Below are 24,258 nucleotides of genomic sequence, written 5' to 3' on the forward strand. Positions count from 1 at the left end.
TTCCGAATCTATGGCAGACCCTACAACAACGGACACCGTTTCGGGCGCAGGTTTGCGGCGGGAACTTGGGTTGGCGTCGACTACTGCGGCCGTCATTGGCGGGATTATCGCGGTGGGCATCTTTCTCACTCCTGCTGGCATGGCCAAGGCGCTGGGATCTCCGTTCTGGCTGTTGTTGGTGTGGCTGGCGGTTGGGGCGATGACCTTGAGCGGCGGGCTCTGTTACGGGGAACTCGCGGGACGTTTCCCGAGTGCGGGTGGCGGCTATATCTACCTGCGAGAATGCTTCGGGCCGCGTCTCGCGTTTCTCTTTGGTTGGATGTGCCTGCTGGTGATGGACCCGGCCGTCACAGCCTCTCTCGCAACCGGACTTGCTGGATACTTCAACTACATTGTCCCCTTGCATCCGCTGTTTTCGAAGCTAGTCGGGGTGGGAGTGATCTGGGGACTCTGCCTGCTGAACATTCTGAGCATCCGAGGCATGGCTGGATTCATTCGTTGGAGCACCTGGTTGAAACTGGGTCTGCTCGGATTCCTGACCATCTGGGCCTTTGCCTTCCGGTTAGGTTCGTGGTCGAACTTCGTTCCGATCGTGGCGCAACATCCCGGCTCGTTGCCGCTCGCGCCGGCGCTGGGCGTGGGCGTGGTTGGCGCCTTCTTTTCTTTCGGGGGCTGGTGGGATGTAGGAAAAATTGCCGGTGAAGTCCGCGACCCAGGCCGCACTCTGCCTCGCGCCTTACTATTGGGTATGCTCGCGGTCACAGCCGTTTACATCATTGTCAGCGCGGTTTTTCTGTACCTCGTGCCGCTCGACAAAGTGACATCGGACCAGACGTTTGTCGCACAGGCCGGGGCAGTTTTATTCGGCCCGACCGGGGGAGTCGTCTTTGCGGGAATCGTTATCATCTGCCTGGTAGGAAGCCTGGCCGCGCTCATCATGTCCGCGCCGCGAGTCTACTACGCGATGGCGAACGATGAATTGTTCTTCCCCGCGGTAGCGAGGACTCATCCGCGCTTCGGCACGCCCGCGAATGCGATTGTCATCCAGGGATCGATTGCGTCGTTGCTGGTGTTGGTTGGTAGTTTCGAACAGATTATTTCCTACGCGCTATTCATCGTCGTTCTGTTTCTAGGAATCACAGTGTCGGGCCTGTTCATCCTTCGGTCGCGCCAACAAGTGGGCGACTCGGTAGCCTTGACTCCAGGCTATCCTGTAACACCGCTGGCATTTCTGGTTCTGGTTGCGCTTATGCTATTTCTGGTCGGGGCGCATAGCCCGAGAGGGGCAATGATGGGCGTGCTGGTTGTGTCCGCGGGATTGCCAGTCTACGAGATCTTTCGACGTCGAAAGACACACGCAATCACCCAGCAACCCATCGTTGGAGAAACTCTGGCTCTTTCTGAAGAGGCTTAGTCCATGGCTGCAAACGAAGAAGATCACAATCACGGCCCGCTAGGTGCTGGCGCTCCAGACGCAACACCTGCGACTAAGATCAGGATTATCGAAGATGCCGAAGCCGTGGGAGAAACGGCGGCTGCCTACGATTACTGGCGTGCCGGATCAGGCCGACAGAAGGTCCCCGGGATCATCAAGTGTTTTGGGGCCAGGCCGGATTTCCTGCGGCAGGTCGTGGACTTTTCCAATACCGTACATTTTTCCGAAGGCCATCTTTCGCGACGGCACAAGGAGATGATTGCCAGTTACGTCTCGTATCTGAATCGGTGTCCGTATTGACTGGACAGCCACGCTTACTTCCTGCGTGTTCAGGGAGCCAATGATCAATGTGTAGCCGCGGTCCTCGAAGGCAATTTGGAAGAAGCCGGCATGACGGAACCAGAACGCGTTCTGATGGACTACGTGAAACTGATTACCGAGGCGGCGTATCGTTCCACGTTTGAGGATGTTGAGAAACTGCGCGCCTCTGGCTGGAAAGAAGAGCAGATTGCAGAGGCGGTCTATATCACGGCAATGTTCGCATTCTTCAACCGGGTTGCGGATGCGTTCGGCGTTCCTCCGCAGAATTATCTGCAGTCGGGGAAAATGACACCGTGATGCGGGACGGACTTTGCTGTTTGTGAGGGCGGAAGACGCGTCTTAGTTTTCCGGGCGCGTGCCAATCAGGATCGCGGTCGCGTCGTCGCGTAAGCCGCTGCCATTCACGAATTTCCTCACGTCCATCAACAGGCCTTCGAGACAAATATCCGGGGATTGCATTTGGGCGAGCAACCGGTCGGCTCCGTACTCTTCGCCGGAGGCGAGAGCGGCCTCCGTGATGCCGTCGGAATAAATGGCGAGGCGCGCCTGCGGGCCGAGAGTGATTTCAGTCTCAGAATATTCGCTGGCGGCGATGCCGAGTGGAAGACCAAGCCTGGTCGCGATCCATCGATGACCACTCGGTTCGACCAATAGCGGCGGCAGATGGCCGGCATTGGCGATCCGCAACTTGCGTGTCGACGGATCGAACTCCGCGTACACCATCGTGACGAAACGTCCACTCGGAAAATCTTCCACCATCAATTTATTGAGGCGGCTGAGCACTTCGCCCGGTCCGGAGCCAGTCTGCGCGAGCGAGCGCAACATGCCACGAGTGGCGGACATCAGTAGAGCAGCGGCAGTTCCTTTGCCTGACACGTCGGCGAGAACCAGTCCCCAACAGCCATTTGCCAAAGGGATGAAGTCGAACCAGTCGCCACCGATGGCGCCCGCGGGAATCGACAGTCCAGATACGCTGAAGCCGGGGATCAAAGGGGAACTGCGGGGGAGGAGTGCCTGCTGAATCGAGCGCGCCTCGGCGGCTTCGCGGCTCATGCTTTCGCGCTGCTCTCGTTCGTTGTGGAAACGATGTGCATTCTGGACGGCCACGGCCACGTGCGAGCAAAACCCTTGCAACAGGCGCAAGTGGGCTTCGGAGAATGCGTCCAGATCGCAGTGCGAGGCGGTGAACACGCCGATCAAATCATTCTCGACGTGCAGCGGAATCGCCACTTCCGAGCGGATGTCCGGCTCACATGGGTGGTAATAAGGATCGAGTGCAACGTCGGGCGCGTACCGCATCTTGCGGGTGGCGGCCACATGTCCCACCATTCCCTGGGTGCCGATCTTGAGCCGATGTCCCTTGCCGTGCACGGAACAGCCACGCATTCCAGTGAGGACCAGTTCCGATGTAGCGGCCTCGTGCAGGTAAATGTTGATTTCGACGCAGCCGAGCGACGCGGCAACCTCGTCGGCGACGCGCTGTACGATTTCATCCAGGTCGAGGCTGGAGTTGATTCTCTGGGCAAACTTCTGGAGGCGCACCAGTTCGGCAACCTTGACGCCAGTGGCCTCTGATGTGTGCAGCCCGGTCGGGTTGAAATCGGTGATCGGAGTTGTCGCCACGTGGAATCTCCCGATCTTGCTATCTGGACTATCTCATAAAGAGATTCACGAATCAGCTTTCCGATTCTCTTTTTGTTCGGGTGGATTTCGACTGGCGCAGCTTCTTGATTTCCTCCAGCCGTTCTCGAATGCGTTTTTCGACGCCTTCGTTGGTGGGCAGATAGTACTTGCGATCGCGAAGGCTGTCGGGCAGGGACTGCATGTCGGCGACTTTGCCCTCTGCATCGTGCGCGTACTGGTAGTCCTTACCGTAGCCGAGGTTCTTCATGAGTCCAGTGGGGGCGTTGCGGAGATGGAGTGGAACGGGTTCGGCAGCCGTGTGTTCCACATCGTCGCGAACCGCGCCATAAGCGGTGTAGAGCGCGTTGGATTTCGGCGCAACGCTCAAATAGACAACGGCTTGTGCGAGCGCAAGGTTGCCTTCCGGCATCCCGATGAAATCGACGGCGTCACGGGCGGCCATGCAGAGTGCGAGCGCTCCCGGTTCGGCGAGGCCGATGTCTTCCACTGCCATGCGTACCACGCGACGGGCAATGTAAAGCGGATCCTCTCCGGCTTCAAGCATGCGAGCGAGCCAGTAGAGAGCGGCATCGGGATCGCTGTTGCGAACGGACTTGTGCAGCGCCGAGATAAGGTTGTAGTGCTCTTCGCCCGACTTGTCGTAACGCAAGATGCGCTTCTGAACGGCTTCCTGGACGATGTCGTCGGTGATGGTTGCGGTGGCTAGGGGAGACGCGCCTGCGGATTGCGCCAGCGAAGCCGCGACTTCGAGAACGTTGTAGGCACTGCGGGCGTCGCCGCTGGAATAGGCGGCGATCTTTCTGAGCGCTTCGTCGGATGCTTCGAGATGCAATGCTCCGAGGCCACGCTCGGGATCGGTGAGCGCGCGCCGCAACAGAGCCACGAGTTGGTCTTCTGTCAGTTGGTTGAGTACGTACACGCGGGAACGGGACAGGAGAGCTGAAATGATCTCGAACGACGGATTTTCTGTCGTTGCTCCAATCAGCCGGATGCTTCCTTTTTCCACATAGGGCAGAAACGCGTCCTGTTGCGCTTTGTTGAAGCGATGGATTTCGTCGACGAACACGATCGTGCGCGTGCCGTACTGGCGGGCTCGATCGGCGTCGAGCATGACCTGCTTGATTTCCTTGATACCGGCCAGGACCGCGGAAAATTCTATGAACTCGGCCTTGGTGACGCTCGCAATGATGTTGGCTAGCGTTGTTTTGCCGGTGCCCGGCGGTCCCCAGAAAATCATCGAACCGGGATCGTCACGTTCAATCTGCACACGCAGTGGTTTGCCGGGTCCGACGAGATGTTCCTGGCCGACAAACTCGTCGAGCGTACGCGGCCGCATGCGATCCGCGAGCGGACGGGCGCCTGGCGTTGAGGAGTCCTGGTTCGGGATGGGCTGGAATAGGCTCATGTCAAAACGTTCTCACCGCCGGGACGCAGAGAAACTCTTCCTAAAATTCCTACCGTTTCTTCCGCGCGCACTCATACAGGACAATACTGGCCGCTACGCCTGCGTTGAGTGATTCGACCTGTGCGGATTGGGGTATTACCAGCGTCTCATCCATTTGAAGCAGAAGTTCGCGCGACAAACCTGCTCCCTCGTTGCCGATGAAGATCGCGAGTGGAAGAGTCCATGTGGCTTCAGGAATCAACGTTCCTTTGTGCGACGAGGTTGCAAACATTCGCACCCCGCGTTGGCGTAGCAACGGGACGAGTTCTGAGGATGCAATCTGCACGACAGGCAGGCGAAAAATTGATCCAGCCGATCCCCGCGTCACTTTGGAGTTATAGGGACTGACCGTGCCTTCGGTGAAAAACACTCCGGCTGCTCCGAAAGCCTCTGCCGAGCGAAGAAGCGTGCCCAGATTTCCGGGATCCTGCAGTCCCGCTGCGACAACGATTGGTCCCGAGCCCGCGCGGTCGAGTAACTGGCTTGCTTGAACGGTATGAAATTTCGCCAACGCTGCTACGCCCTGCGGGGCATCGCTGGGGACGATCGACTTGAACACGGAGTCCGGCAGCAAGAGCACTTCGACCCGGGCACCAATCTGAGGCAGAAACTTTTCGGCGAGCGGGCGAGCCGATTCGCTGAAGAACAATCCGCCCAGACGCTGGCCGGAACGAATTGCCTCTTCGACGAGTTTGACTCCTTCGATGGCGCATTCGCCCGCAGGCGTGAGTTCTCCACGGCGGAAAGCTTGCCGCAATTCCTTGAGGCGCGCGTTGTGCCGGCCGGAAACACGCTGCAAGCGAAAGTTGCCGGAGCGGTCAGAAGATTTCGAGTCCTGCTTCATCGGTTCGACAATCGTTCAATCCAAGAACTGGATGATACGCGATTCGAAGACAGTTCTCAGTTCCTGGTTCTCAGTTCTCGCAACTTCACGGCAATTTTGGCCAAGAACCGGGATCAGGACCTGAGAACCGAGGATTGCGAACTTCATTTATGGTACATTTCACTGTTCACCACAATCTTGTCTGGACCTCCGGAAGGGAACTGAGTGCGCGCGGAAATCCTGAAAATTGATGCCGAGAGCCCTGAAGCCTCGCTCATTAAATATGCTGCCGAGCAGATCCAGGCGGGCAAAGTCCTGGGCATGCCAACCGATACATTTTATGGACTGGCGGCCGATCCTTTTAACCTGCGTGCGGTAGAACGGGTGTATGAGATCAAGTCGCGTTCGCGGCACAAGCCGCTGTCGCTGCTGATTGAGCATGTTGATCAGGCGGAAGATTTTGCGCGTCCGCTGCCGGATGATTTCCAGTTATTGGCGCGAAGATTCTGGCCGGGGCCGTTGACCATGATTGTGCCGGCCGCTTCGCAGTTGCCATTGAAGGTCACGGCGAACACCGGCAATGTCGCGCTGCGCGTACCTTCTGCTGAAATTCCGCTGGCAGTGGTACGGGCGGCGAAGATTCCGATCACGGCGACTTCGGCGAACCTCAGCGGCGCAGCGGAATGTTCCACGGCCGAGCAGGTGAGCGAACAGTTGCAGGATCGCATCTCGCTGATTGTCGACGGAGGCGCGTCACCACGGACAGCATTGTCGACGATCGTGCAATTCAGCCTGGATGGTTCCTGGGAAATTCTGCGGGAAGGCGCAATCCCTGCGAAAGAAATCATCGAAGCTCTTTCTTGAGCGATGGCGGAAGCGCACACACCACCTGACGAAATAAGATTTTCCCGAAGGCGTAGGTGGTTGCTGGTGTTGCTGGCCGCCGTGGGAGCCTTTCTTCTATTTCTGGGTATCACCGGTCTTCGCATTGCCCATGCCGCGGGAGAAGCGCCCACCCACAAGGCCGATGCGATCGTTGTATTCGGCGCCGCCGAGTATGCGGGACGCCCGTCCCCGGTTTTCCGCGCACGGCTCGATCACGGTTTCGATCTCTTCAGCCATGGCCTCGCGCCGGTAGTCATCACAACGGGTGGAGCGGCGCAGGATCCGGACTTCAGCGAAGGGGGCGTGGGACGCGACTACCTGTCGCGGCGCGGAATTCCGGAACAGAGCCTGATTGCAGAGACGCAAGGTTCCGATACGGCACGCTCGGCCGAACGGGTCGCGAACATCATGCGCGCGAACGGGATGCACACCTGTATCGCAGCGAGCGACGCCTATCACGTGTTCCGGATTCGAGCCCTGCTCGAACATGAAGGCATGCAGGTGGAAGTGGCTCCGCGTCCGGAATCACGGCCAAAGTCAGTGTGGCAGCGCTTCGAAGCGGTGATGCGCGAGGCGATGAGTTATTTTGCGTGGGAAGTGGGAATGACGTAGAAACGGTTGCGTACGTCGAGCCACGAGCTTTGATCTACCTTTGAAACCTGCGTCTGCGCACCCACTCCCTTGCGTGTCTTGCATAGTCCCTCTTAGCCGCATGAGGCGTGGCAAGCCTCTTCTTTCACTGTGAATTCAGTCTCCCGGGCGAATTCACAAACCTATTTCAGGTTTTTCTGTAAGAAAGCTCCTCTTCCGGCGACTACCTTAGTGTGAGCGAGATTGCGACCATGCCGGATCTCAGGCCGACGCCGGACGGACTCTACGAGGATGTTGCAAGTCAGTATGGGGCTGCCTTGGAACGTCTGGCGCGCGCGTATGAAGCGGACCCTGAACTGCGGCGCGACCTTCTCCAGGAAATTCACATCGCGCTGTGGCGAAGTTTTCACGGCTTTGATGGCCGGTGTTCATTGCGGACGTGGGCATACCGTGTGGCGCACAATGCTGCCACATCACACGTTATTCGGCAGCGCCGCACGCGATCAAAAGCCCTGTTGGGACTCGACGAACTGGAGAACTTACCCGATCCGAATGCCGGCGAGCAATCCGTGGATCGCGGCCAGGCTCTTGGCCATTTGCTCAATCTGATCCAACGCCTGAAACCGCTCGACCGGCAAGTGATTCTGTCGTACCTCGAAGGCCTGGACAGTGCTTCGATTGGAGAAATAACCGGATTATCCGCGGGAAACGTAGCGACCAAGATCCACCGGATCAAAGGCATCCTTGCTCGGCGCTTTCACGAGGGAGGAAACGATCATGAATGAATCAGGCAACGTTGGGATGAAGAAAATCTGGCAGGGTCAACCAGTGGAGGGTATTCCAATGTCAGTGCAGCAAATTCGTAAGCAAGCAGGGAAGTTCGAGAAACAAATTGTTTGGAGAAACGTTCGTGAATACGCTGGAGCGCTGATTGCTGCAATCTTGTTTGGTTTCTCGTTCGCAACGAGTCACGACCCGTTGTTCCGGAGCGCTTTCGGTCTGCTGATCGCGGGGCTGGTGTACGTCGCCTACCAACTCCATCGCAAAGGCTCGCCGAAAAGCCTGCCGGCTCAAATGGGAGCAGTGAGCTGCCTCCAGTTCCATCGCAGCGAACTGGAGCGGCAACGCGATCTGGTTGGCAACGTGTGGTCCTGGTACCTGGGACCACTCATTCCCGGGTTGGCGCTCCTAACGGTCGCGATGGCGATTGCTGATCCACGACCGGGCAACATTGGTGGCCTGATATTGATGGCCGCCATTGTGGCCGCCTTTTTCGTCTTTGTGGGAAAGCTGAACACGCGAGCAGCGCGTTCGCTGCAACGCCTCATCGACGAACTTTCCACGGCAGAAGGCGCGCGCTAGCCAATCCCATGGAACTGAAATGGACCCGGATCTGCTGTCCGGGGATTGGGGCGCTTACCAGCCCATCTTTTCGCGTAGCTTCGTGACATGCGCGGTGTGATGGCGTCCGTGCCACGCATAGAGGGCGAGAGTCTTCTCCAGCGACATTAATCCCATCTCCGGATGGCGGAAATTTCGTTTCCATTCCGTGTCAGAAATGTTTTTCAGGACATTCGTCCAGCGCTGGTGCAGGGAATCGAGGAGGGCGAGCGAGACTTCAATCGGGACCTGCTTCGAGTCGGGTAGTTCGGCCCAGCGATCTTCCATATAAGGACGGATCGTAGGTTCTTCCTCCGTAAGCGCAAGCTTGAATCGGATGTAGGCATTCATGTGGCTGTCTGCCACGTGGTGCGTGACCTGGAGAACCGTCCAACCGCCTTCGCGGTAGGGAGTATTAATCTGCTGGGCAGAGAGTCCTTGGACGGCGGCACGTAGGCGGGCCGGAGTCTGCTCGATGTCGTTGAGATATTGTTTCTTCTGATCTGGCGTGAGGGTTCCGTCGAAGGAAAATTTGCCAAGCGGGTAGCGCGGATCACTCATGAATTGCCTCCGGTGAGATAGATGCATGCGTACTGCAGCCTGCCTCAAAATATGTACGAAACTGTAGACATTACATTCAACAAAAAAAGAGGGCAGCCGATTTAGCCGCCCTCTTTGGATGATCGAAGTGAATGCTTACGGCAGCGGGACTGCTGCAAAATCCACGTTCTGGACTTGCGTGGTTCCAACCTTAACGCGTCCATCCGTCCACGTCACGTAGGCGTTGCCGTTGAAGGCTGTGGCATAGTCGTAGTCGCCTGCGTAGCACGCTTGAACTCCAGGATCGTTCTGCGCTGGCTGCTGGATGATCGCTGAGCTGATGGTGATCGCCGGCTGGAAGGTCGCGCCGTTGTCGGCGGATTGAATCCCTACTCGTTCATACGAGCAGCCCGGATCCGAGGCGACGTTGCAGGCAGTCGTAGCAGCCCGCCGGTCGTACCAGGAAACCGTTACCTTGCCATTCAAGTCAGAGGAAACCGAGGGCATCCACTGGGTTCTGAATTTTGTTCCCTTGTCGGGGTTGAGTTTGATGGGTGTCGACCAGGTCTTTCCGTTGTCAACGGAGCGGACGTAGAAGATATCGCCTGGGTCGGTTTTCTTTCCCAGGCCGGCATAAGCGTAGTGGACGACTCCGTTAGGACCAACGGCCGGCTCTCCCCAGCCCATATGGCGCCAGATCGGATTGACTTTCACAAAATATGGATTGTCGCAGGAACCCTGGCCGACTGGCTTGAAGGCCGGACCCATCGTCGAACTGGTCCAGGTCACGCCGCCATCGAGGGACTTGTACATGATGTTCTGCCGGTTGGCGAACCCGCCGCCGCCCTCATCCATCGCTGCCACAAACACGGTGCTGTTGGTGCCTTCGAAGCGAGCTGCGCCGCGTGGTGAACCTGTGACTTGTACGTCACGAATGAAGTTAGGATTCAAGATCGCGGGAGCAGACCAGGCAGTGCCGTTGTCCGAGTGTGTTACGGACAGAGCGCCATTGTTGTTGAAGTCATTCCATGAAATGTACATACGGCCGTAAGTGCCGCTGGTGGGATCGTTATCCACCCACATCGATTCACGATCGTCTCCGGCGCCGTTATGGGCGCAGGCGCCGACCTTCCAGGTAAGGCCGAGTTTCGAACTCCATATAGCGATGCCTTGACCGCCGCAGCCGTCGGCGAGATCGCCGGCGAACCACTTATTCAACTTGGAGTTGAAAACTACGATCGGATCGCCAAAGTTGTCGCCATGGCCTGTTGAGAAAGGTGGTGGGATGAGCTGCTTGAAGGTGACGCCGCCGTCTTTGGAGACGGAAGTGCCAGTGTAGTTCAGGCTGCCGCCGGGGTTGTGATCGTTGTAGTTGACCACGATGGTTTTCCCATTGTCCTTGGTGCTGGCCCAGACAGCGCTTTCGCTCTTGGTGCAGCTGGCGCCGTCGACGCAGGCGCGATCGCTGACCTGGATATTCGGTGGAGAAAGAGGCGCCTCGATGCTATCGGCAGGCTGGCCTGCGCGGACGACGCCGCACTCGATCAGAACCCGGCCGGCACGCATGTTGTCCTGCATCATAATTCCCTTGGCAGCGATCTGTGAGCAATCGACGCCCACAGACGTCATTTGAGCGTCAGCTTTCACCGGCTGAAGCACGCACGCTACCCCGAGTACCATGGGCAGCGCAAAAGACAAAAGTGTTTTCTTATCGTTGTACATTTCCACCTTCCGTACCACCTGGAGAGTCTTTCAATTTCGAGGGCGTGCTGGATACTGCGCCAGATTTCTGATTGCTTGCTCCAGCGGCAGTCCCGAAGTATTTTTCATCCATCCAAATACCCGAATTCTTTTTCAATGCATCCAATTTCGACAGCATGGTTTCACTTTGAAGCCGTTTTTCTATTAAAGACGCTACTTGCTCGAGTGGTTGGCGGTCGCGCTTTAACAAATGCACGAGGATGATCGACTCCGCCGTGTCTTGCACCTGAGACCATTTGCCCTCGGCGCTTGCGAATGCGGCTTTTTCCATCGCTGGAGGCATTTCTCCGCGCGGAAACGTCAGCGGTTCGGAGTCCAGCATGCCTTCATCGGAAATCTTGAAGGCTTCTGCCAGTTTCGTCGCGTCGCCGCCTGCTGACGAAGTTTTGAGGATTGCATCCGCCCGGGACTTCGCGGCATCCGGCGCCAATCCTTTGCGATTGGCGGTGTTGGGGCCGGTCTTCCAGATAAAAAGCCGCCGAACTTGCACTTCGTCATAGTCGTGCAGGTGCGTGTTGTAATACTGGCTCACTTCGTCCGGCGTCGGCTTGGCTTGATCCATCAGGCTGGCGAATTGAGCATCCGACAGAATCTGGATTCGCCCGATTTCCAGCTTTCTGGCGACTTCGGGCGTCGTGTCGAGGTGGTTCTTCACTGCCTGCTGCGAAAGCATTAAGACAGACGCGTAGTCGTCGCCGAGGCGGCGGCGTTCTTTTTGGGACGCGGTCTCGTTGTCACCATCTCCGCTGCTTTCGATATCGCTGATTCGGGATTCGAACTCGGCTTCGGTGACCTGCGTGTTGCCGACTTTCAGGACGACACGATTACTGGAAGCAGACGATTTCTTCTCTGCGGAGGTCGCGGATTCCTGGGCGTATGCAACCGCGGTCAGAAGGAGTGCCGACACAACGAGGCCATGAATTCTCAGACGCATGAAATTATTATTTTTTCCCCAACGGCTCGAGTAAGCGATTCAGCAAGCTTTACGGATTGCGGCTGATTGCTAAGGCTGCCAGTCTACTACCGGCGATCGTTGCATGGCTTGTTAATTTTGCGGGAGGGTTGCCGCGTTGCACAGCCTGCAAGACTTTTCATCTAATGCGCGAAGATTTGGTTGGAAATACGCAGGCCAGCCGCAGAGGTGTCAGGGCCATTCATGTCGGCGATAGAGAACCCACGACTTTGGGCAAGTCGCGGGCTCTCATCGATGAAGAGCGGATGAAACTAGTTTTCTAGTTGTGCCGTGCCCTTTGTGACCGACTCCTCAAGGAGCTTCTTCATTTGGCGGGAAGCTTTTTCCGCTAGCTCGCCTTGCTGGCGGCCAAGTTCACCTTGCTGCTCGCCAAGTCTTCCTTGCTTCTCTCCCAACGCCCCCATCTGGTCACCCAGCTTGGATTGCCGGTCTCCAGCCTGTGATTGGACGTCGCCGATCTTCTCCTGCAATTCACCGATCTGGGATTGGATCTCGGCGATCTGGTCGGACGTAGCGCCCGAGTTAAGCTCCTTCAACTTGGCCTGGAGCTTTTCGAGATCGTTCGTCAGGTCTGGAACTTTTACTTGTACCTGTTCCATTTGCATGCCAAGTTCTTCCTGTTGTTTTCCAAGTTCTTCCTGCTGCTTGCCCAGTTCTTCCTGCTTCTTGCCGAGTTCCTCTTGCGGAGCCCAGAGTGCCCGGGCGCGATCGATGGTGCCCTGATCCCGAATGATGTAAGACTTTCCACTACCCCGGAACCAGATGAAGTCTCCGGAAATTGTCTTTCGGAGGTCTTCGATGTGCTCGCTATCCATGTGATTTCCCGACATCGTCAGCGTATCGGTCTTGCCCGAGACGATGACGTAGGGCAGAGCGTCGTCATCACTGTACGAATAGAAACTATGGCTCGAAGACTTCTTCGAGGCTCGCGCTCCGTGCGAAGCGGGCGGGATTGCAGGCGTCGCTTTGTTTTGCGCGAGTTCACCTGAGGTATTCAAAGTGCGATCGGGTGGCTGCGCCGCAGCTGTGAGAAACACAACCGGGATTGCCAGGAGTACGACCAGAATAACGATTGATTTCTTGAGACTCATGACTACTGCTCCCTTTGATTCGAGAATTCGTTCCACTCTTTGTTCGGCGCGACCTGCGCTTGCCATCGAAACGCCCTGCCACCAAACCCGCTGCGGTGCGCCTTGCAGGGCTTCGAAGAAATCAAGCAACGTTCTGGCGTAGGACTGGCAGTCCACGCCGCCCGCTAAAGCCGCTTCGTCGCTGGCTTGTTCGACCAGATCCGCGAGTTCGCGATGGAGCCACCACGCCATCGGACTAAACCAGAAAATCGTGCAGTGTAGAAATGACAGGCGCAGGGTGAGCGTGTCGCGGCGCGCGACGTGCGACAATTCGTGTGCAATCACGGCGTCGAGCTTCGCGGCGTCCCAATCGCGCCAGGTGCTGGGGAAGAAGACAACGGGACGCACGACGCCCATCGTGACCGGTACAGAGATCAGTTCGGATTCGGCAGCCAGTGGCAGTGAGGACAGACGCGCGCCTCGAGCGCGGTCCGCGAACCGCATGGCGAATCCCGCTTCGCGAATGATTCGCGATACGCGACGCAAGCGATAGCCGAGCGCCAGTCCGACGACAAGCCGGGCAAGAAGAAATAGAACCACCGACAAATAGATCCCAACTGCTACGGCGTTCCACCGAATCGCAGGCCCGCTGCGCCGCGGCGAAGCCGGGGCCTTGGTTTCGACCAGAGTCGATTGCTGGTGGAGTACCGAATCGTGAGTTGCCGGAGGAAGGACAACGGGCTGCGAGATATTCCCTGTATCTGCGATTGCCTGCTCAGTTCGCGCCTGAAGAAGGGACGCAATGGGAACCGGCAAGGGTGGCAGCATCCGCTGCAGGAACGGCATCGCCAATGCCACGTAGAGCATCGCTGTCCAGGTAAACAAACGCACCGATGTCGATCTGACTCGAAACGCCGCCAGCCCGATTCCCGCAATGCCTGCCAGTACGAGAACGCGCACGGCAGCGGTCGCGAGCGGCACCAGGACATTGGTCTGCAGTTCAACGGTAGTGATCGGCATCATGACTTTCCTTCCTTCTTCTCCGCGCCTTGCATTTCGGCGACCTTGCGTGCAAGCCGTTCCAACTGTTTCCGGTTCAGGACGGCGTTGTCGACCATGCCGAGGACCAGTTGTTCCGCCGAACCTCCACAGAAGCGGTCGATGATGTTTTTGACCGCGCGAACCGCGACGTTCTGACGCGCGTCGGATGCCCGGTAGAGAAAAGTTCGGCCTTCAATCTCGTGCTCGATATAGCCCTTTTCTTCGAGCCGGCGAAGGACGGTACGGATCGTGGAATCCTTCATGGGTCGAGATGAGGCGAGTGCTTCACGGCACGCTTCTGAAGAAGTTGGGCCATGGGTCCAGACGTAGTCCATGACGAGCTGCTCCACTTCTCCTAGATTCTTGGGGCGGGATGGGTGTGTGTTAGTCATTGTAACGTTACAACATGTAACACATGAAGCGAAACGGTGTCAATGAGCTATTTTCACGATGGTGAGACGTGCGAGAAGAAGAGAGGGTAGCAGCGGGCTGGTGGTGAATGCCGCTCAAAGCGGTGACGGTGCAGGACTACAGGTCCCTCGCTCCGCTCGGGATGACAGAACGTAAAAGGCAACGAATACGCCGACAGCCGCTGCCTTACTTCACCATGGCGAGAACGCGGACGGAAGCATCGAAAGGATTCTTGCTGTTATTTTTCGCGGGAGCAACGATGACGAGAGAGCCAGTCTCGGATAGTTCAGAAAAGCGCGCGGCACTGTCGACGACGTAGGCTCCGTGCAGTGCGAGTTGACGCGACAGAGTGCGGTCGGCTGCAAGGTCAGTCGATGTTTCCACTGCGAATCCGAGAACGTCGCGAGCGTCCATAAGAAACTGGGCAGCGTCAGCGGCAATCGGCAATGGATCCGCATTGGTGTTGAGGGCGCCCACGCGGCGGATCGCGACTACCGATCCTTGCGTCACGATGCCGTGGCTCGCTTCCCACGCAGCGATTTCATCCAACGTTATTTGTGAAGCGTGATCAGGCGAAGACTTCAGGTCCATCACAACCAGGGGCGCGACCAGGCGCTCTGCGGGAATCTGCGCAGCAGACCATGTGCCCGGGATCAGTTCGGCGGGAGCGATGATTCGAGTGGCCGAGTGCTGCGCTGATTTCTGATCCGTATTCGGGGTCAAGGTCAGATCGACGACATGGGAATAGCGGTTGCCGGGCGCCGGATTAGGGCGTCGGTCTGCGAACAAAATAATGGCGAGGACGAGAGCGTACGCGATGATGAAGGAACGAATCCGCATAATTTTGGAATGTCCGTCTCGAAGAAGCGGGTCCTGAAGAGGCATCCCAACTGCTGCGGCCGGGGGATCAAGAACTGTGGTCTTTCAACAACCTGCTGGAGCGCGTCAACGATTGCCAGCTAAGTATGACGTCCAACTGAGCTTAATTGTTGCCCGAGGGAGCCAGAGTTGCAATCAACGTTCGGACATGGCCCGGTGGACGGGGATCGGCTGTCGAGTGTAAGTGCTTGCAGGCGTAAACTTTGGTTACATCTGCTGTCACTTGGGCGGGGCCGGGAAGCGGGTTACAATAAAGTTAATCCCCACGGGAACAACTGGTTTGGCTGGCGCGGGTGGTGCTGCGTTTTGCCTGGGATCTGAGGATTAGGATCGATGTTCGGCCGCGACGAAAAAGTATCCTCCGTTCGATTTACCGCCGTGCAGTACCTGATCCTGGCGATCTTCCTCGTGCTCGCTTACGGACTGTGGCGTCTGCAGGTGATGCAGAGCGACAAGTATGCGCAGTTAGCGGAAATGAATCGCATCCGCAACGTTCCCATCCTCGCGCCGCGCGGCAAGATTCTGGATCGTGAAGGCCGCGTAATTGTTGACAACTACCCGTCATTCTCAGCGCTGCTGCTGCGCGATTCCTCGCGCGACCTGAACGCCGACGCGGACCTGATTGCGCAAGGCCTGCATATGAATGCGGAAGAAGTGCGGCAACGTGTGCGCCGCTTCACTTCGATGCCGCGCTACCAGCCGATTTTCCTGAAAGAAGACATAACTCCAGACGAGTTGGCTTTCATTGAATCGCACAAAAATGAATTGCCGGAACTCGACACCATCATGGCGCACCGGCGCCTGTATCCGCGCAGTGGATTCATGGCGCACCTGATCGGCTATGTCGGGGAAGTCACCGAGGACATGCTCAATCAGCCGCAGTTTGAGCTGTACAACTCCGGCGACGTGGTCGGCGTGAGCGGCGTGGAGAAGCAGTACAACACGATGCTCATGGGCAAGAACGGATCGCGGCGCGCGATTGTCGATAGCCACGGGCGCGAAGTGGGGCGGCTGGATGAGACTCCGGCGGAACCGGGTAAGCAGCTGAAGTTGTCGGTCGATCTTGATTTGCAGATTGCCGCCGAGCAGGCGTTGGAAGGGAAGAACGGCGCAATCGTCGCCATGGATCCGCATACCGGGGAAATTCTGGCGATGGTGAGCCGCCCGACATTTGATCCCAACAATTTTGCGGTGAAGATTTCGAAGGACGAATGGTCAAAGCTGGTCAACGATCCCGACAAGCCGCTGCTGAATAAAGCAATCCAGGCGCAACTCGCGCCCGGTTCAACTTTCAAGATCATCATGTCGGTGGCCGGCTGGCAGGAAGGGATTGCGCAATCGCTGCACGTGAACTGCAACGGCGGCGCCACTTTCTATGGCCGCCGGTTTGGATGCTGGGTCAAGGGCGGCCACGGCGCGGTCGAACTGGAGAAGGCGATTTACCAATCCTGCGACGTCTTTTTCTACACGCTGGCGGAAAAGCTGGGAATTGACCGGATCGCGAAATATGCGACCATGCTCGGTTTGGGGCAGAAGACGGGCATTGATTTGCCGAATGAAGTCAGTGGCGTGATGCCGTCGGAAGAATGGAAGATTCGCAACTTCAAACAGAAGTGGTTTGCGGGAGAAACGATTTCGGTGGGCATCGGGCAAGGGGCGGTGGCGATCACGCCGGTGCAGTTGATGCGCGCAATCGCAGCGATCTCAACCGACGGACGAATGGTCGTGCCGCATGTCGTCAATCCCACGGGATTGCCGCCTGGCTATGTCGAGATTCAGCGTTACACCGACGTGAAGAGTGTTCCGATTGATGCGAACGGATGGAATCTGATTACGAACGCAATGGCGCGAGTCGTGTTGCCGGAAGGCACGGCGCCGTCGGCGCACATTCCGGGAATCGACATCGCAGGCAAGACCGGATCAGCGCAGATCGTGTCGCTGGCGATGCGGGCGAAACATCAGAACAACGATGACTTTGCGCAGAACGGATGGTTCGTGGGATTCACGCCGCGACGCAATCCCGACGTCATCGTCTGCGTACTGTTCGAAGGTGGCGAACACGGTAAGCTGGCTGCGCGCCTGGCGACGCAGGTCATCAAAGCCTACGTCGACAAACAACGCCGCGTGCCGACGAAGATTGCTGGTCCGGGGGCGAAGAAGGTTGAAATCGGCGGTATGTGGACTGATCCTGGCGATGCGGACCAGAATGGCGATCATTTGGACGGCGGCAAGTTCTTGATTGATGTATCGAGAAGGAAAGTCCCGCTGGCGGTCGCGGCGCCGGGGATGCGGTAAGAATTAGGTACGACTGCACTGTTTTCAGAGACGCTTTCGCGGCCCTGAAGGGCCACTCTCCCACGGTAGTCCACACGTTTGCGACGTAATACACGCGACCGCAAAGTTTTTCCGCGAGACCAGAATGTTGCGCCACTGACAAATGCATTTCAGTTTGGCGAACCTTCTCCAAGGGTCATTGCAGCTTCGCGAACTCGGCTCTAGCTTGTTTCAGAATCGGGACATCGGGGTCGGCGTCTTTCCAGAGAGTGAAAAATTCTTTGTAAGTGGAGAGTGCGCGGACGCGGGCTGCGTCGGCGTCCGCGCCTTGTGTTGTTCTTGCTTGCAAGGTGTTGGCGCGCGCTAATCCAAGGTGCGCCAATGCTCCGGTCCAGCAGGTTGCGACGATGCCGTTGTGGTCCAGGATTTTTCGGAATTCGCCGGCTGCTGCTGCCCCCTGCCCGGCGGCGAGGTAGGCTTGACCGCGCGCATACACGGGGAACAGGCAGGATGTGTTATTGGTGAACGGAATCAGGCCTAACTCGGAGTCGGAAGGCGATTGCAGAATGTCCAGTGCGCGCGCCGGGTCTTTCTTCTGGAGCGCCAATTGCGCCCGGATGGCGCGCATCCAGAGGGATTGCATCTGGGTGCCAAGGGGGTAACGCCTGGCGAGGTTCTGCGCCATGGACTCGGAACGTGAGTTGTCGCCCGCATAGGCGTAGGCAAGCGCGGAAATGACGGTGACTCCAGGGCTGCCGGGGGCCAGCTTCAACGCTTCTTCCGCGGAGTGCCGGGCCTCGCGTGCACGGCCATAGGCGGCTTGTTGCAGCGCGGAATTGGCCAGATCGACGGCTCCGCTTTCTTTGTCGTCGGCACGCACGGCGGACGCTACTGCCAGTTGGATCAACTCCCTCGCTCGATTGACCCGACCGGCATACGCTTCCGTGTCCGCGTTGAGCGAGTAGGCCCAGTTCTCATAGTCGGGCTTGGCGGCGAGCCATTTTTGTTCCTCGGCCATGGTCGCGGAATCTCCGTTGACAAACGCGAGTTGGTAGATCGTTACGTGGAGTTCCGCCACGTCGATCTTCCGTGCTTGCGCCTGACGGATAATTTGGCGTGTTTCGTCGAAGCGTTGCAGAGCCAAGGTGTAAATGGTGAGATTGGAGTAATACGTTGCCACATCCGGGTCCAAGTCAATCGCATGCCGGGTAATCTCCGCAGCCTTGTCGTAGTTTCCCATCTGGGCGGTTACGAGGCCTAAATTGTTGTATGCCGTCGAACTCCGCGGATAGCTGTCCATCTGCCGCTGATAAGTTTGGGCAGCCTTGTCCAATTCTCCGGTGACATTGCGATAGTAGGCAGCGTCGATCGAGAGTTTCTCGCGTTCGCTGGCGTGATCGCGCAGCTCGAAGGCGCGAGTGTAGTACTGGATGGCGCGCCCGAGTTGGCCAAGAGCGTTGTACTCGCCGCCTAAAATCCGATAGCACAGGGCAAAATTTGGGTCGAGTTCGATCGCGCGCTGATGGTAAGTCAGGCCGGCGGCAGCGCCCTTTTCATTGCTGGCCTTTTCTCCCAGGCTGAAGGCCTTCAGCGCTTCGAGCGACGCGGTTGTTGCTTCTTCAAGCGGCACATCAAACTTCTGCACCGTTGCGAGTGATTCGCCGAGTTGACCACGCAAGCGAGAAGCCGCCTGACCGAGGGCGTCCAGGACTTTCTCTTTCGAGGAGGCGGTGGTCTGCTCCTGGGCAAGGATGTCTCCGTTCTGGCAATTGATCGCTTTCAGTTCCAGCACGTACGTGCTGCCCAGAGCCTTGACGGATCCTGCCAGATAGGCCTTGCTGCCGACGCGCAGACAGAGTTCGCGGGCCACGTCGGGAGTGAGCTTTGTGTCGGGCGAACGAGTCATCTGTTGCAGAGTCGTTTTGATGCTGCTGTCGGGCAGAACATTCAGGAAGGGCGACTGGCGCAAGGAAACGTTGAGGGCCGTTTTCAGCGTGTCGTCGAACACCGCGTCGCCGGTGCTGTTGGCGAAGTCGGCGAGCACGATCGTGTCTTTTTCGGTGAGAGTTCTGGTTTGGCGATGAGAACGATAGTAGATGCCGCCAGCGATCAGAGAGCCAACGAGCAGCATGGGCAGCGCGATCTTCCAGAGCGGGGTATGCGTTGCTGCCGGTTGGCGCGTGGAGCCTTTTGTTTTGGTCGATGCGGCAGGGATTCCTCCCGAGATGACGGACGGCACTCGACCGCTGTCGGTGTCGCGCTTCAGCCGTTGCAGGTCAGCGCGCATTTCAGAAGCGTGCTGGTAGCGGAGACCGCGATCTTTTTCCAGCGCCTTGGCGACGATGGCGTCGAAGGCGGGTGGGAGTTGAGGGTTCCACTGACTGGGTGCTCCGGCACCTTCGTGAAGAATGGCTCCGTAGGTCGCTCCCGAGGTTTCCCGATCGAAAGGCGTGCGGCCACTGGCCATTTCAAAGAGCGTGACGCCGAAGGAGAAAAGATCCGTGCGTTCATCGAGCGGCTTGCCGGCCACCTGCTCGGGCGACATGTAGCTGACCGTGCCGAGAGCCACGTTTTTACTGGTGAGATCTTTGTCGTCGAGCGTGGGAGCATCGGATCCGGAACTGGACTCCCGCCGTGCGGTTGGATCCGTTCTCTTGGCGAGGCCAAAATCGAGAATCTTGGCGTGATCGCGTGGAGAGACGAAGATGTTGGCGGGCTTGATATCGCGATGAATAATACCCGCGGCATGGGCGGCGTCGAGCGCATCGGCGATTTCAATCCCAAGGGAGAGGAGAAGATCGTTTTCCAGCGGGCGCCCGGCGATGCGGTATTTGAGAATCACGCCGTCCAGATGCTCCATGGCGATGAACGCTTTGCCATCCTGCTCGCCGATGTCGTAAATGGTGCAGATGTTGGGGTGGCTCAGCGCGGACGCAGCTTGGGCTTCGCGGCGAAAACGGGCGAGCGTTTGCGGGTCACGAGCGACGTCCTCAGGGAGAAATTTGAGGGCAACAAAACGATTGAGGCGGGAGTCTTCGGCTTTGTAAACCACGCCCATTCCGCCGCCGCCGAGTTTCTCGACGATGCGGTAGTGCGAGATGGTTTGGCCGATCAATCGAAAGAGTCGCCCAAGGGCGCGCCTCATCGTAAGCGGGCACGATGTGGGAGTCAATCATAGGTGTGCTCACAGCTGTCAGCTCTCAGTTCTCACGAGTATCCAACCGAACCGATCCCTCTGCATTTCCTGAGGGCTGAGAGCTGACAGCTGAGAGCTACGGTGCAGAACCACAACCGGTCACCGCACATCCATAGGTATTGCCCCTAAGTCGCTGTACCAATGGCACTTCGCCGCTATCGTTCCATGACTTCCGTAACTTTGCGAGTGTGGTGCGGGGGTGTAATCTCAGCCTGAAATGTACATATGGCCGGATTCCGGCGCATGCGTGCATGAAGGGGAAGGAAGGTTCTCTGAACCGTGTCTAACGCAGGCAAAGAAACCGTGACGGATCTGAGCAGAGGCCGCAAAGGTTACACGGACGTGCAAGGCGCGGCGCGTTTTCCCATCAAGCTGCCGGTGGCATTGAAAGCTGGCGCGGGTGGCAAGGCGATCGAGACAGAAAACATTTCAGCAAACGGTGTTCTTTTTCGCATGGACGCCGATGTACCGGTGGGATCTTCGGTCGACTTTACGATCTCGTTGCCCGCCGACGTGGTGGGCGCCGAGTCCGATGTTCAAGTCGATTGCCGCGGGCGCGTCGTACGCAGTTTTGAAGACGGTGGCCGGCGCGGTGTCGGCGTCGTGATCGACGAGTACCGGTTCGAACGAAAGTAGAAGCGAGTTGAAGGCGAGTTGAGGATCAAGGGACCCGATGGCGAGCACTCCCACAAGCGTGGAGCAAAACGAAGCCTTACAGCCGGATGACGGCAAAGGCACGATCCGCGTCATTGTGGCGGATAGCCAGGCAATCTTTCGCGCCGGGCTGCGCAAAATCTTCGCGCTTGAAGACGACATCCGCGTTGTTGGCCAGGCCGAAACTGTGGCCCAGACCATCACGGCCATCCAGAAATTTTCTGCCGACATTCTGATTTTTGAAGCCGCGCTGACCACCAGCCCGGCCGATGCCGTTTCCGATCTGCTGCGGCAGAACGTGAAATGCCGCGTAGTTGTGGTTCTACAGGAGCCCGACCAGGAAATGACGCTCGAACTCTTCCGGCGTGGCGCACACGGTATTGTTTCGCGCGAAGTTGAGCCCGAGGTGCTGGTCGAGTGTCTTCGCAAAGTAGCGTCGGGCGAGCCATGGCTTGAGCCGCGCGCAATTGCCTGGGTGCTGGACGCATTCCGCAATCAGAGTCTGCGCCCCACTGGGTCGCGTCCCAAGGTGCAGCTCACGCCGAAAGAATCGCTGATCGTGTCTTGCGTCACGCAGGGCATGAAGAACAAGGAAATTGCTTTGCGCGTCGGCACAACCGAACAGGTCGTGAAGAACTACTTGCGAAAGGTTTACGACAAACTCGGTGTTGCGGACCGCCTGGAACTGGCGCTGTATTGCCTGAACCACCGGGTTGTGCACAACGAAGTTCCAGCGAAGCCCGCTGAGCCGGCCAACGGTGCCGCTCCTGAAGCGGCCAACGCTGCAGCTGCTTCCGGATCACATTCCTAAGCGCTTTCTTCTAGTACAATTCTCTCGCCGCTGGTCCTGCAGTCCGCGTTTGCGGCTGCTGCCGATCGTGTTCCGCGCGGTAAATCTTCTACGTGAGAGGCCATCCTGTGAAAGGCGATGCCAGCGTCATTGCGATCTTGAATGAGGTATTGAAAGCCGAGCTTACTGCCATCAATCAGTATTTCCTGCATTCCGAAATGTGCGAGAACTGGGGCTATATGAAGATGGCAAAATTGATGCGCAAGGAATCGATTGAAGAAATGCAGCACGCTGAGAAGTGCATGGAGCGCATCCTGCTGCTGGATGGCGCGCCGAATATGACGGACTATTTCAAGATCAACATCGGCCAGACGCTGAAACAGCAACTGGAAAACGATCTGCAACTCGAGTACACCGCCGTCAAGCGCCTGAACGATGGCATCAAGACCTGCGTCGCAGTCGGCGACAACGGCTCCCGCGAGTTGATGGAAAAGATCCTGCTCGATGAAGAACATCACATCGACTATCTCGAAGCGCAGCTGCACGCGATCCAGGAAATGACCTACGAGAACTACCTGGCGCAACAGTTGGGCGAAGACGACTAGAGGCAGTTCTCAGTTCCAGGTTCTCAGTTCTCAGTAGCGTCGTTGGTCGTTCGCTGTTCGTCATTCGCGCTTTGCAATGCAGGCGGGTAGTTCTGCTCTTCGGCGAAGGACGAAAAGCGAACGACCGACGACCACCGACGAACGACCAACTGCAAATCCACAAACTGTTAGAATCTAACGAGTCCGCATCACAGGGCGCCGGAGAGATGGCCGAGTGGCTGAAGGCGCACGCTTGGAAAGCGTGTTTAGGGGAAACTCTAACGTGGGTTCGAATCCCACTCTCTCCGCCAGTTTTATTGTTATCTTTCACTTGCAAGGCGGTGATACCTATACTGATACCAGAATCAGGAAGGATCCCCCGATGGCCAACCGCGAAGTCAATCTCACCAAAAGGGTCCAAACACCGCATGGCTGGCGGTATTGCCGCGTTGTGCTGTCCGCTAATGGCCGCGTCAAGCCTGACTTGGTTATCGTCAATGGCAATCCGGAAACCCACAAGGAAGGCGCGTACTACCTTGAGTGGCGCGAAGGAGCGAAGCGCGTGCGAATCTCGGTCGGCAAGAACCCAGCCGACGCCGCTGCCCGACGATTACGCAAGGAAGCGGAGTTCAACGCAGCGAACAACGGCGTCTCCGTCTTGCCTGACGGCCAGGATGGGCACCAGTCGGTAGCTGCAGCCGTCGCCGATTTCCTTGACGAAACAAAGCTTACAAAGAAGCCTAAGACTCTAGCGGCATACTCGACGGCCCTTTCGTATTTCGTCGAATCCTGCCACAAGCCCAATCTCGAAGAGATCGACCGGAAGGATATCTTGAAGTTCCACGCGTTCCTGCGGGACGAAAAGGGACAGGCACCGCGAAGCTGTTGGAACAAGTTCGCTAACGTTATGACGTTCCTGAAGGCGCAAGGGATCCGCGGGCTGGTCGGCAAGAACGACTGGCCGCGGTACACGGAAGAAGAACCGGAAATCTACGAACCGGAAGAACTCAAGAAACTTTTCGCAGCGTGTGACGCGGAAGAACGACTTTGGTACGAATTCTTCTTGATGACGGGAATGCGTGAACAGGAGGTCATGTACACGTATTGGTCGGATATCAACGTCACGGCTGGCACGGTTCGCGTCACGCACAAGCCCGACCGAGGGTGGACGCCGAAGGCATATAAGGAGCGTGAGATTCCGATTCCCTCAAAACTCATGAAGAGCCTCAAGGCTTGGAAAGCGAAATCCGACAAGACATGCAATCTCGTTTTCCCTACTGCTGGGTGTAATCCCAAGCTCGATTTTCTCGACTGTCTAAAAACGGTATCTGAACGTGCGAAGCTGAACCCAGACGCCTTTCGGCTTCACAAATTCAGAGCGACGTTCGCTACGCGATGTCTCTGGGCAGGGGTCGATTTGCGCACGGTTCAGCAGTGGCTCGGTCACTCAGATATGGAATCGACAATGCGGTATCTGAAGCCGTCTCGAAGTCAGCAGGTACGCGCGAAGGTCAACGAGATTTTCACTTGGGTTTCGAGACACTGACCTGATCCCTTCTTTG

General features: G+C 57.5%; 22 protein-coding genes and 1 tRNA gene. 13 read left to right on the forward strand and 10 right to left on the reverse strand.

Going from position 1 to position 24,258, the window contains the following annotated elements:
• The first annotated feature begins 10 nt into the window (after positions 1 to 10).
• From HY010_06435 to HY010_06445, 3 genes are all read left to right on the forward strand, one after another.
• Positions 11 to 1,414: an amino acid permease gene (locus HY010_06435; GenBank protein MBI3475350.1), complete on the forward strand. Its 1,404-nt coding sequence runs from the start codon at positions 11 to 13 to the stop codon at positions 1,412 to 1,414.
• A gap of 3 nt (positions 1,415 to 1,417) precedes the next feature.
• The gene (locus tag HY010_06440) at positions 1,418 to 1,735 is read left to right on the forward strand and encodes a carboxymuconolactone decarboxylase family protein (protein MBI3475351.1); all 318 of its coding nucleotides are present in this window, start codon (positions 1,418 to 1,420) and stop codon (positions 1,733 to 1,735) included.
• A 90-nt stretch (positions 1,736 to 1,825) separates the two neighbouring features.
• Positions 1,826 to 2,053: a hypothetical protein gene (locus tag HY010_06445; GenBank protein ID MBI3475352.1), complete on the forward strand. Its 228-nt coding sequence runs from the start codon at positions 1,826 to 1,828 to the stop codon at positions 2,051 to 2,053.
• Positions 2,054 to 2,095: 42 nt separating this feature from the next.
• Here HY010_06445 and HY010_06450 read toward each other — a convergent pair whose 3' ends face one another.
• Genes HY010_06450 through HY010_06460 form a run of 3 tightly spaced genes read right to left on the reverse strand, consistent with a single transcriptional unit; the run spans position 2,096 to position 5,688 of the window.
• On the reverse strand, positions 2,096 to 3,379 hold the full coding sequence (locus tag HY010_06450) for a SpoIIE family protein phosphatase (protein ID MBI3475353.1): 1,284 nt from the start codon (positions 3,377 to 3,379) through the stop codon (positions 2,096 to 2,098).
• Positions 3,380 to 3,431: 52 nt separating this feature from the next.
• A complete protein-coding gene (locus tag HY010_06455) occupies positions 3,432 to 4,805 on the reverse strand; it encodes a replication-associated recombination protein A (GenBank protein ID MBI3475354.1) in 1,374 nt (457 codons plus the stop codon).
• Between the two features lie 49 nt (positions 4,806 to 4,854).
• Positions 4,855 to 5,688 (reverse strand): RNA methyltransferase, encoded by an 834-nt coding sequence (locus tag HY010_06460; GenBank protein MBI3475355.1) that lies wholly within the window; start codon positions 5,686 to 5,688, stop codon positions 4,855 to 4,857.
• A gap of 204 nt (positions 5,689 to 5,892) precedes the next feature.
• Between HY010_06460 and HY010_06465 the strand changes: the two genes are divergently transcribed.
• From HY010_06465 to HY010_06480, 4 genes are all read left to right on the forward strand, one after another.
• The gene (locus tag HY010_06465; protein MBI3475356.1) at positions 5,893 to 6,531 is read left to right on the forward strand and encodes a threonylcarbamoyl-AMP synthase; all 639 of its coding nucleotides are present in this window, start codon (positions 5,893 to 5,895) and stop codon (positions 6,529 to 6,531) included.
• 60 nt (positions 6,532 to 6,591) lie between these two features.
• A complete protein-coding gene (locus HY010_06470) occupies positions 6,592 to 7,164 on the forward strand; it encodes a YdcF family protein (GenBank protein ID MBI3475357.1) in 573 nt (190 codons plus the stop codon).
• Positions 7,165 to 7,394: 230 nt separating this feature from the next.
• Positions 7,395 to 7,928, forward strand: a complete 534-nt coding sequence (locus tag HY010_06475) for a sigma-70 family RNA polymerase sigma factor (GenBank protein ID MBI3475358.1) — start codon at positions 7,395 to 7,397, stop codon at positions 7,926 to 7,928.
• Positions 7,921 to 8,505, forward strand: coding sequence for a hypothetical protein (locus HY010_06480; GenBank protein MBI3475359.1), 585 nt, complete (start codon positions 7,921 to 7,923; stop codon positions 8,503 to 8,505). Before HY010_06475 ends, HY010_06480 begins: the two co-directional genes overlap by 8 nt.
• Before the next feature lie 54 nt (positions 8,506 to 8,559).
• On the opposite strand, the gene bstA is transcribed toward HY010_06480, so the two are convergent.
• The 6 genes from bstA to HY010_06510 all read right to left on the reverse strand — a co-directional run bounded on the left by bstA (position 8,560) and on the right by HY010_06510 (position 15,159).
• Positions 8,560 to 9,084, reverse strand: coding sequence for a bacillithiol transferase BstA (gene bstA, locus HY010_06485; GenBank protein MBI3475360.1), 525 nt, complete (start codon positions 9,082 to 9,084; stop codon positions 8,560 to 8,562).
• 135 nt (positions 9,085 to 9,219) lie between these two features.
• Positions 9,220 to 10,785: an exo-alpha-sialidase gene (locus tag HY010_06490; GenBank protein MBI3475361.1), complete on the reverse strand. Its 1,566-nt coding sequence runs from the start codon at positions 10,783 to 10,785 to the stop codon at positions 9,220 to 9,222.
• Entirely contained in the window at positions 10,772 to 11,758 is a 987-nt protein-coding gene (locus HY010_06495; protein MBI3475362.1) for a peptidyl-prolyl cis-trans isomerase, read from the reverse strand. Before HY010_06495 ends, HY010_06490 begins: the two co-directional genes overlap by 14 nt.
• 290 nt (positions 11,759 to 12,048) lie before the next feature.
• Positions 12,049 to 13,890 carry a hypothetical protein gene (locus tag HY010_06500; protein ID MBI3475363.1) on the reverse strand — a complete coding sequence of 614 codons (1,842 nt, stop codon included), beginning with the start codon at positions 13,888 to 13,890 and terminating at the stop codon, positions 12,049 to 12,051.
• Complete coding sequence (locus HY010_06505; GenBank protein ID MBI3475364.1) at positions 13,887 to 14,300, reverse strand: BlaI/MecI/CopY family transcriptional regulator; 414 nt, start codon at positions 14,298 to 14,300, stop codon at positions 13,887 to 13,889. Before HY010_06505 ends, HY010_06500 begins: the two co-directional genes overlap by 4 nt.
• A 205-nt stretch (positions 14,301 to 14,505) precedes the next feature.
• A complete protein-coding gene (locus HY010_06510; protein MBI3475365.1) occupies positions 14,506 to 15,159 on the reverse strand; it encodes a cyclase family protein in 654 nt (217 codons plus the stop codon).
• 372 nt (positions 15,160 to 15,531) lie between these two features.
• Here HY010_06510 and mrdA point away from each other — a divergent pair, with 372 nt between their 5' ends.
• Positions 15,532 to 17,493 carry a penicillin-binding protein 2 gene (mrdA, locus tag HY010_06515; GenBank protein MBI3475366.1) on the forward strand — a complete coding sequence of 654 codons (1,962 nt, stop codon included), beginning with the start codon at positions 15,532 to 15,534 and terminating at the stop codon, positions 17,491 to 17,493.
• 175 nt (positions 17,494 to 17,668) lie between these two features.
• Here mrdA and HY010_06520 read toward each other — a convergent pair whose 3' ends face one another.
• A complete protein-coding gene (locus HY010_06520; protein MBI3475367.1) occupies positions 17,669 to 20,587 on the reverse strand; it encodes a protein kinase in 2,919 nt (972 codons plus the stop codon).
• Positions 20,588 to 20,947: 360 nt separating this feature from the next.
• Here HY010_06520 and HY010_06525 point away from each other — a divergent pair, with 360 nt between their 5' ends.
• The 5 genes from HY010_06525 (at position 20,948) to HY010_06545 (ending at position 24,242) form a co-directional block, all read left to right on the forward strand.
• Positions 20,948 to 21,304 (forward strand): PilZ domain-containing protein, encoded by a 357-nt coding sequence (locus HY010_06525; protein MBI3475368.1) that lies wholly within the window; start codon positions 20,948 to 20,950, stop codon positions 21,302 to 21,304.
• A 37-nt stretch (positions 21,305 to 21,341) separates the two neighbouring features.
• On the forward strand, positions 21,342 to 22,133 hold the full coding sequence (locus HY010_06530; protein ID MBI3475369.1) for a response regulator transcription factor: 792 nt from the start codon (positions 21,342 to 21,344) through the stop codon (positions 22,131 to 22,133).
• Positions 22,134 to 22,240: 107 nt separating this feature from the next.
• On the forward strand, positions 22,241 to 22,717 hold the full coding sequence (bfr, locus tag HY010_06535) for a bacterioferritin (GenBank protein MBI3475370.1): 477 nt from the start codon (positions 22,241 to 22,243) through the stop codon (positions 22,715 to 22,717).
• Positions 22,718 to 22,917: 200 nt separating this feature from the next.
• Positions 22,918 to 23,007, forward strand: a tRNA-Ser gene (locus HY010_06540).
• A gap of 71 nt (positions 23,008 to 23,078) precedes the next feature.
• On the forward strand, positions 23,079 to 24,242 hold the full coding sequence (locus tag HY010_06545; GenBank protein ID MBI3475371.1) for a site-specific integrase: 1,164 nt from the start codon (positions 23,079 to 23,081) through the stop codon (positions 24,240 to 24,242).
• Positions 24,243 to 24,258 lie beyond the last annotated feature (16 nt).

It is taken from the genome of Acidobacteriota bacterium (assembly GCA_016196065.1).
In the GTDB taxonomy this organism is placed as follows: domain Bacteria; phylum Acidobacteriota; class Terriglobia; order Terriglobales; family Acidobacteriaceae; genus Acidiflorens.

Coding starts and splice junctions, on each gene's coding strand:
- HY010_06435 (MBI3475350.1), top strand. CDS start 11: ATGGCAGACCCTACAACAACGGACACCGTTTCGGGCGCAGGTTTGCGG.
- HY010_06440 (MBI3475351.1), top strand. CDS start 1,418: ATGGCTGCAAACGAAGAAGATCACAATCACGGCCCGCTAGGTGCTGGC.
- HY010_06445 (MBI3475352.1), top strand. CDS start 1,826: ATGACGGAACCAGAACGCGTTCTGATGGACTACGTGAAACTGATTACC.
- HY010_06455 (MBI3475354.1), bottom strand. CDS start 4,805: ATGAGCCTATTCCAGCCCATCCCGAACCAGGACTCCTCAACGCCAGGC.
- HY010_06460 (MBI3475355.1), bottom strand. CDS start 5,688: ATGAAGCAGGACTCGAAATCTTCTGACCGCTCCGGCAACTTTCGCTTG.
- HY010_06475 (MBI3475358.1), top strand. CDS start 7,395: ATGCCGGATCTCAGGCCGACGCCGGACGGACTCTACGAGGATGTTGCA.
- HY010_06480 (MBI3475359.1), top strand. CDS start 7,921: ATGAATGAATCAGGCAACGTTGGGATGAAGAAAATCTGGCAGGGTCAA.
- bstA (MBI3475360.1), bottom strand. CDS start 9,084: ATGAGTGATCCGCGCTACCCGCTTGGCAAATTTTCCTTCGACGGAACC.
- HY010_06490 (MBI3475361.1), bottom strand. CDS start 10,785: ATGTACAACGATAAGAAAACACTTTTGTCTTTTGCGCTGCCCATGGTA.
- HY010_06495 (MBI3475362.1), bottom strand. CDS start 11,758: ATGCGTCTGAGAATTCATGGCCTCGTTGTGTCGGCACTCCTTCTGACC.
- HY010_06500 (MBI3475363.1), bottom strand. CDS start 13,890: ATGATGCCGATCACTACCGTTGAACTGCAGACCAATGTCCTGGTGCCG.
- HY010_06505 (MBI3475364.1), bottom strand. CDS start 14,300: ATGACTAACACACACCCATCCCGCCCCAAGAATCTAGGAGAAGTGGAG.
- HY010_06510 (MBI3475365.1), bottom strand. CDS start 15,159: ATGCGGATTCGTTCCTTCATCATCGCGTACGCTCTCGTCCTCGCCATT.
- mrdA (MBI3475366.1), top strand. CDS start 15,532: ATGTTCGGCCGCGACGAAAAAGTATCCTCCGTTCGATTTACCGCCGTG.
- HY010_06530 (MBI3475369.1), top strand. CDS start 21,342: ATGGCGAGCACTCCCACAAGCGTGGAGCAAAACGAAGCCTTACAGCCG.
- HY010_06545 (MBI3475371.1), top strand. CDS start 23,079: ATGGCCAACCGCGAAGTCAATCTCACCAAAAGGGTCCAAACACCGCAT.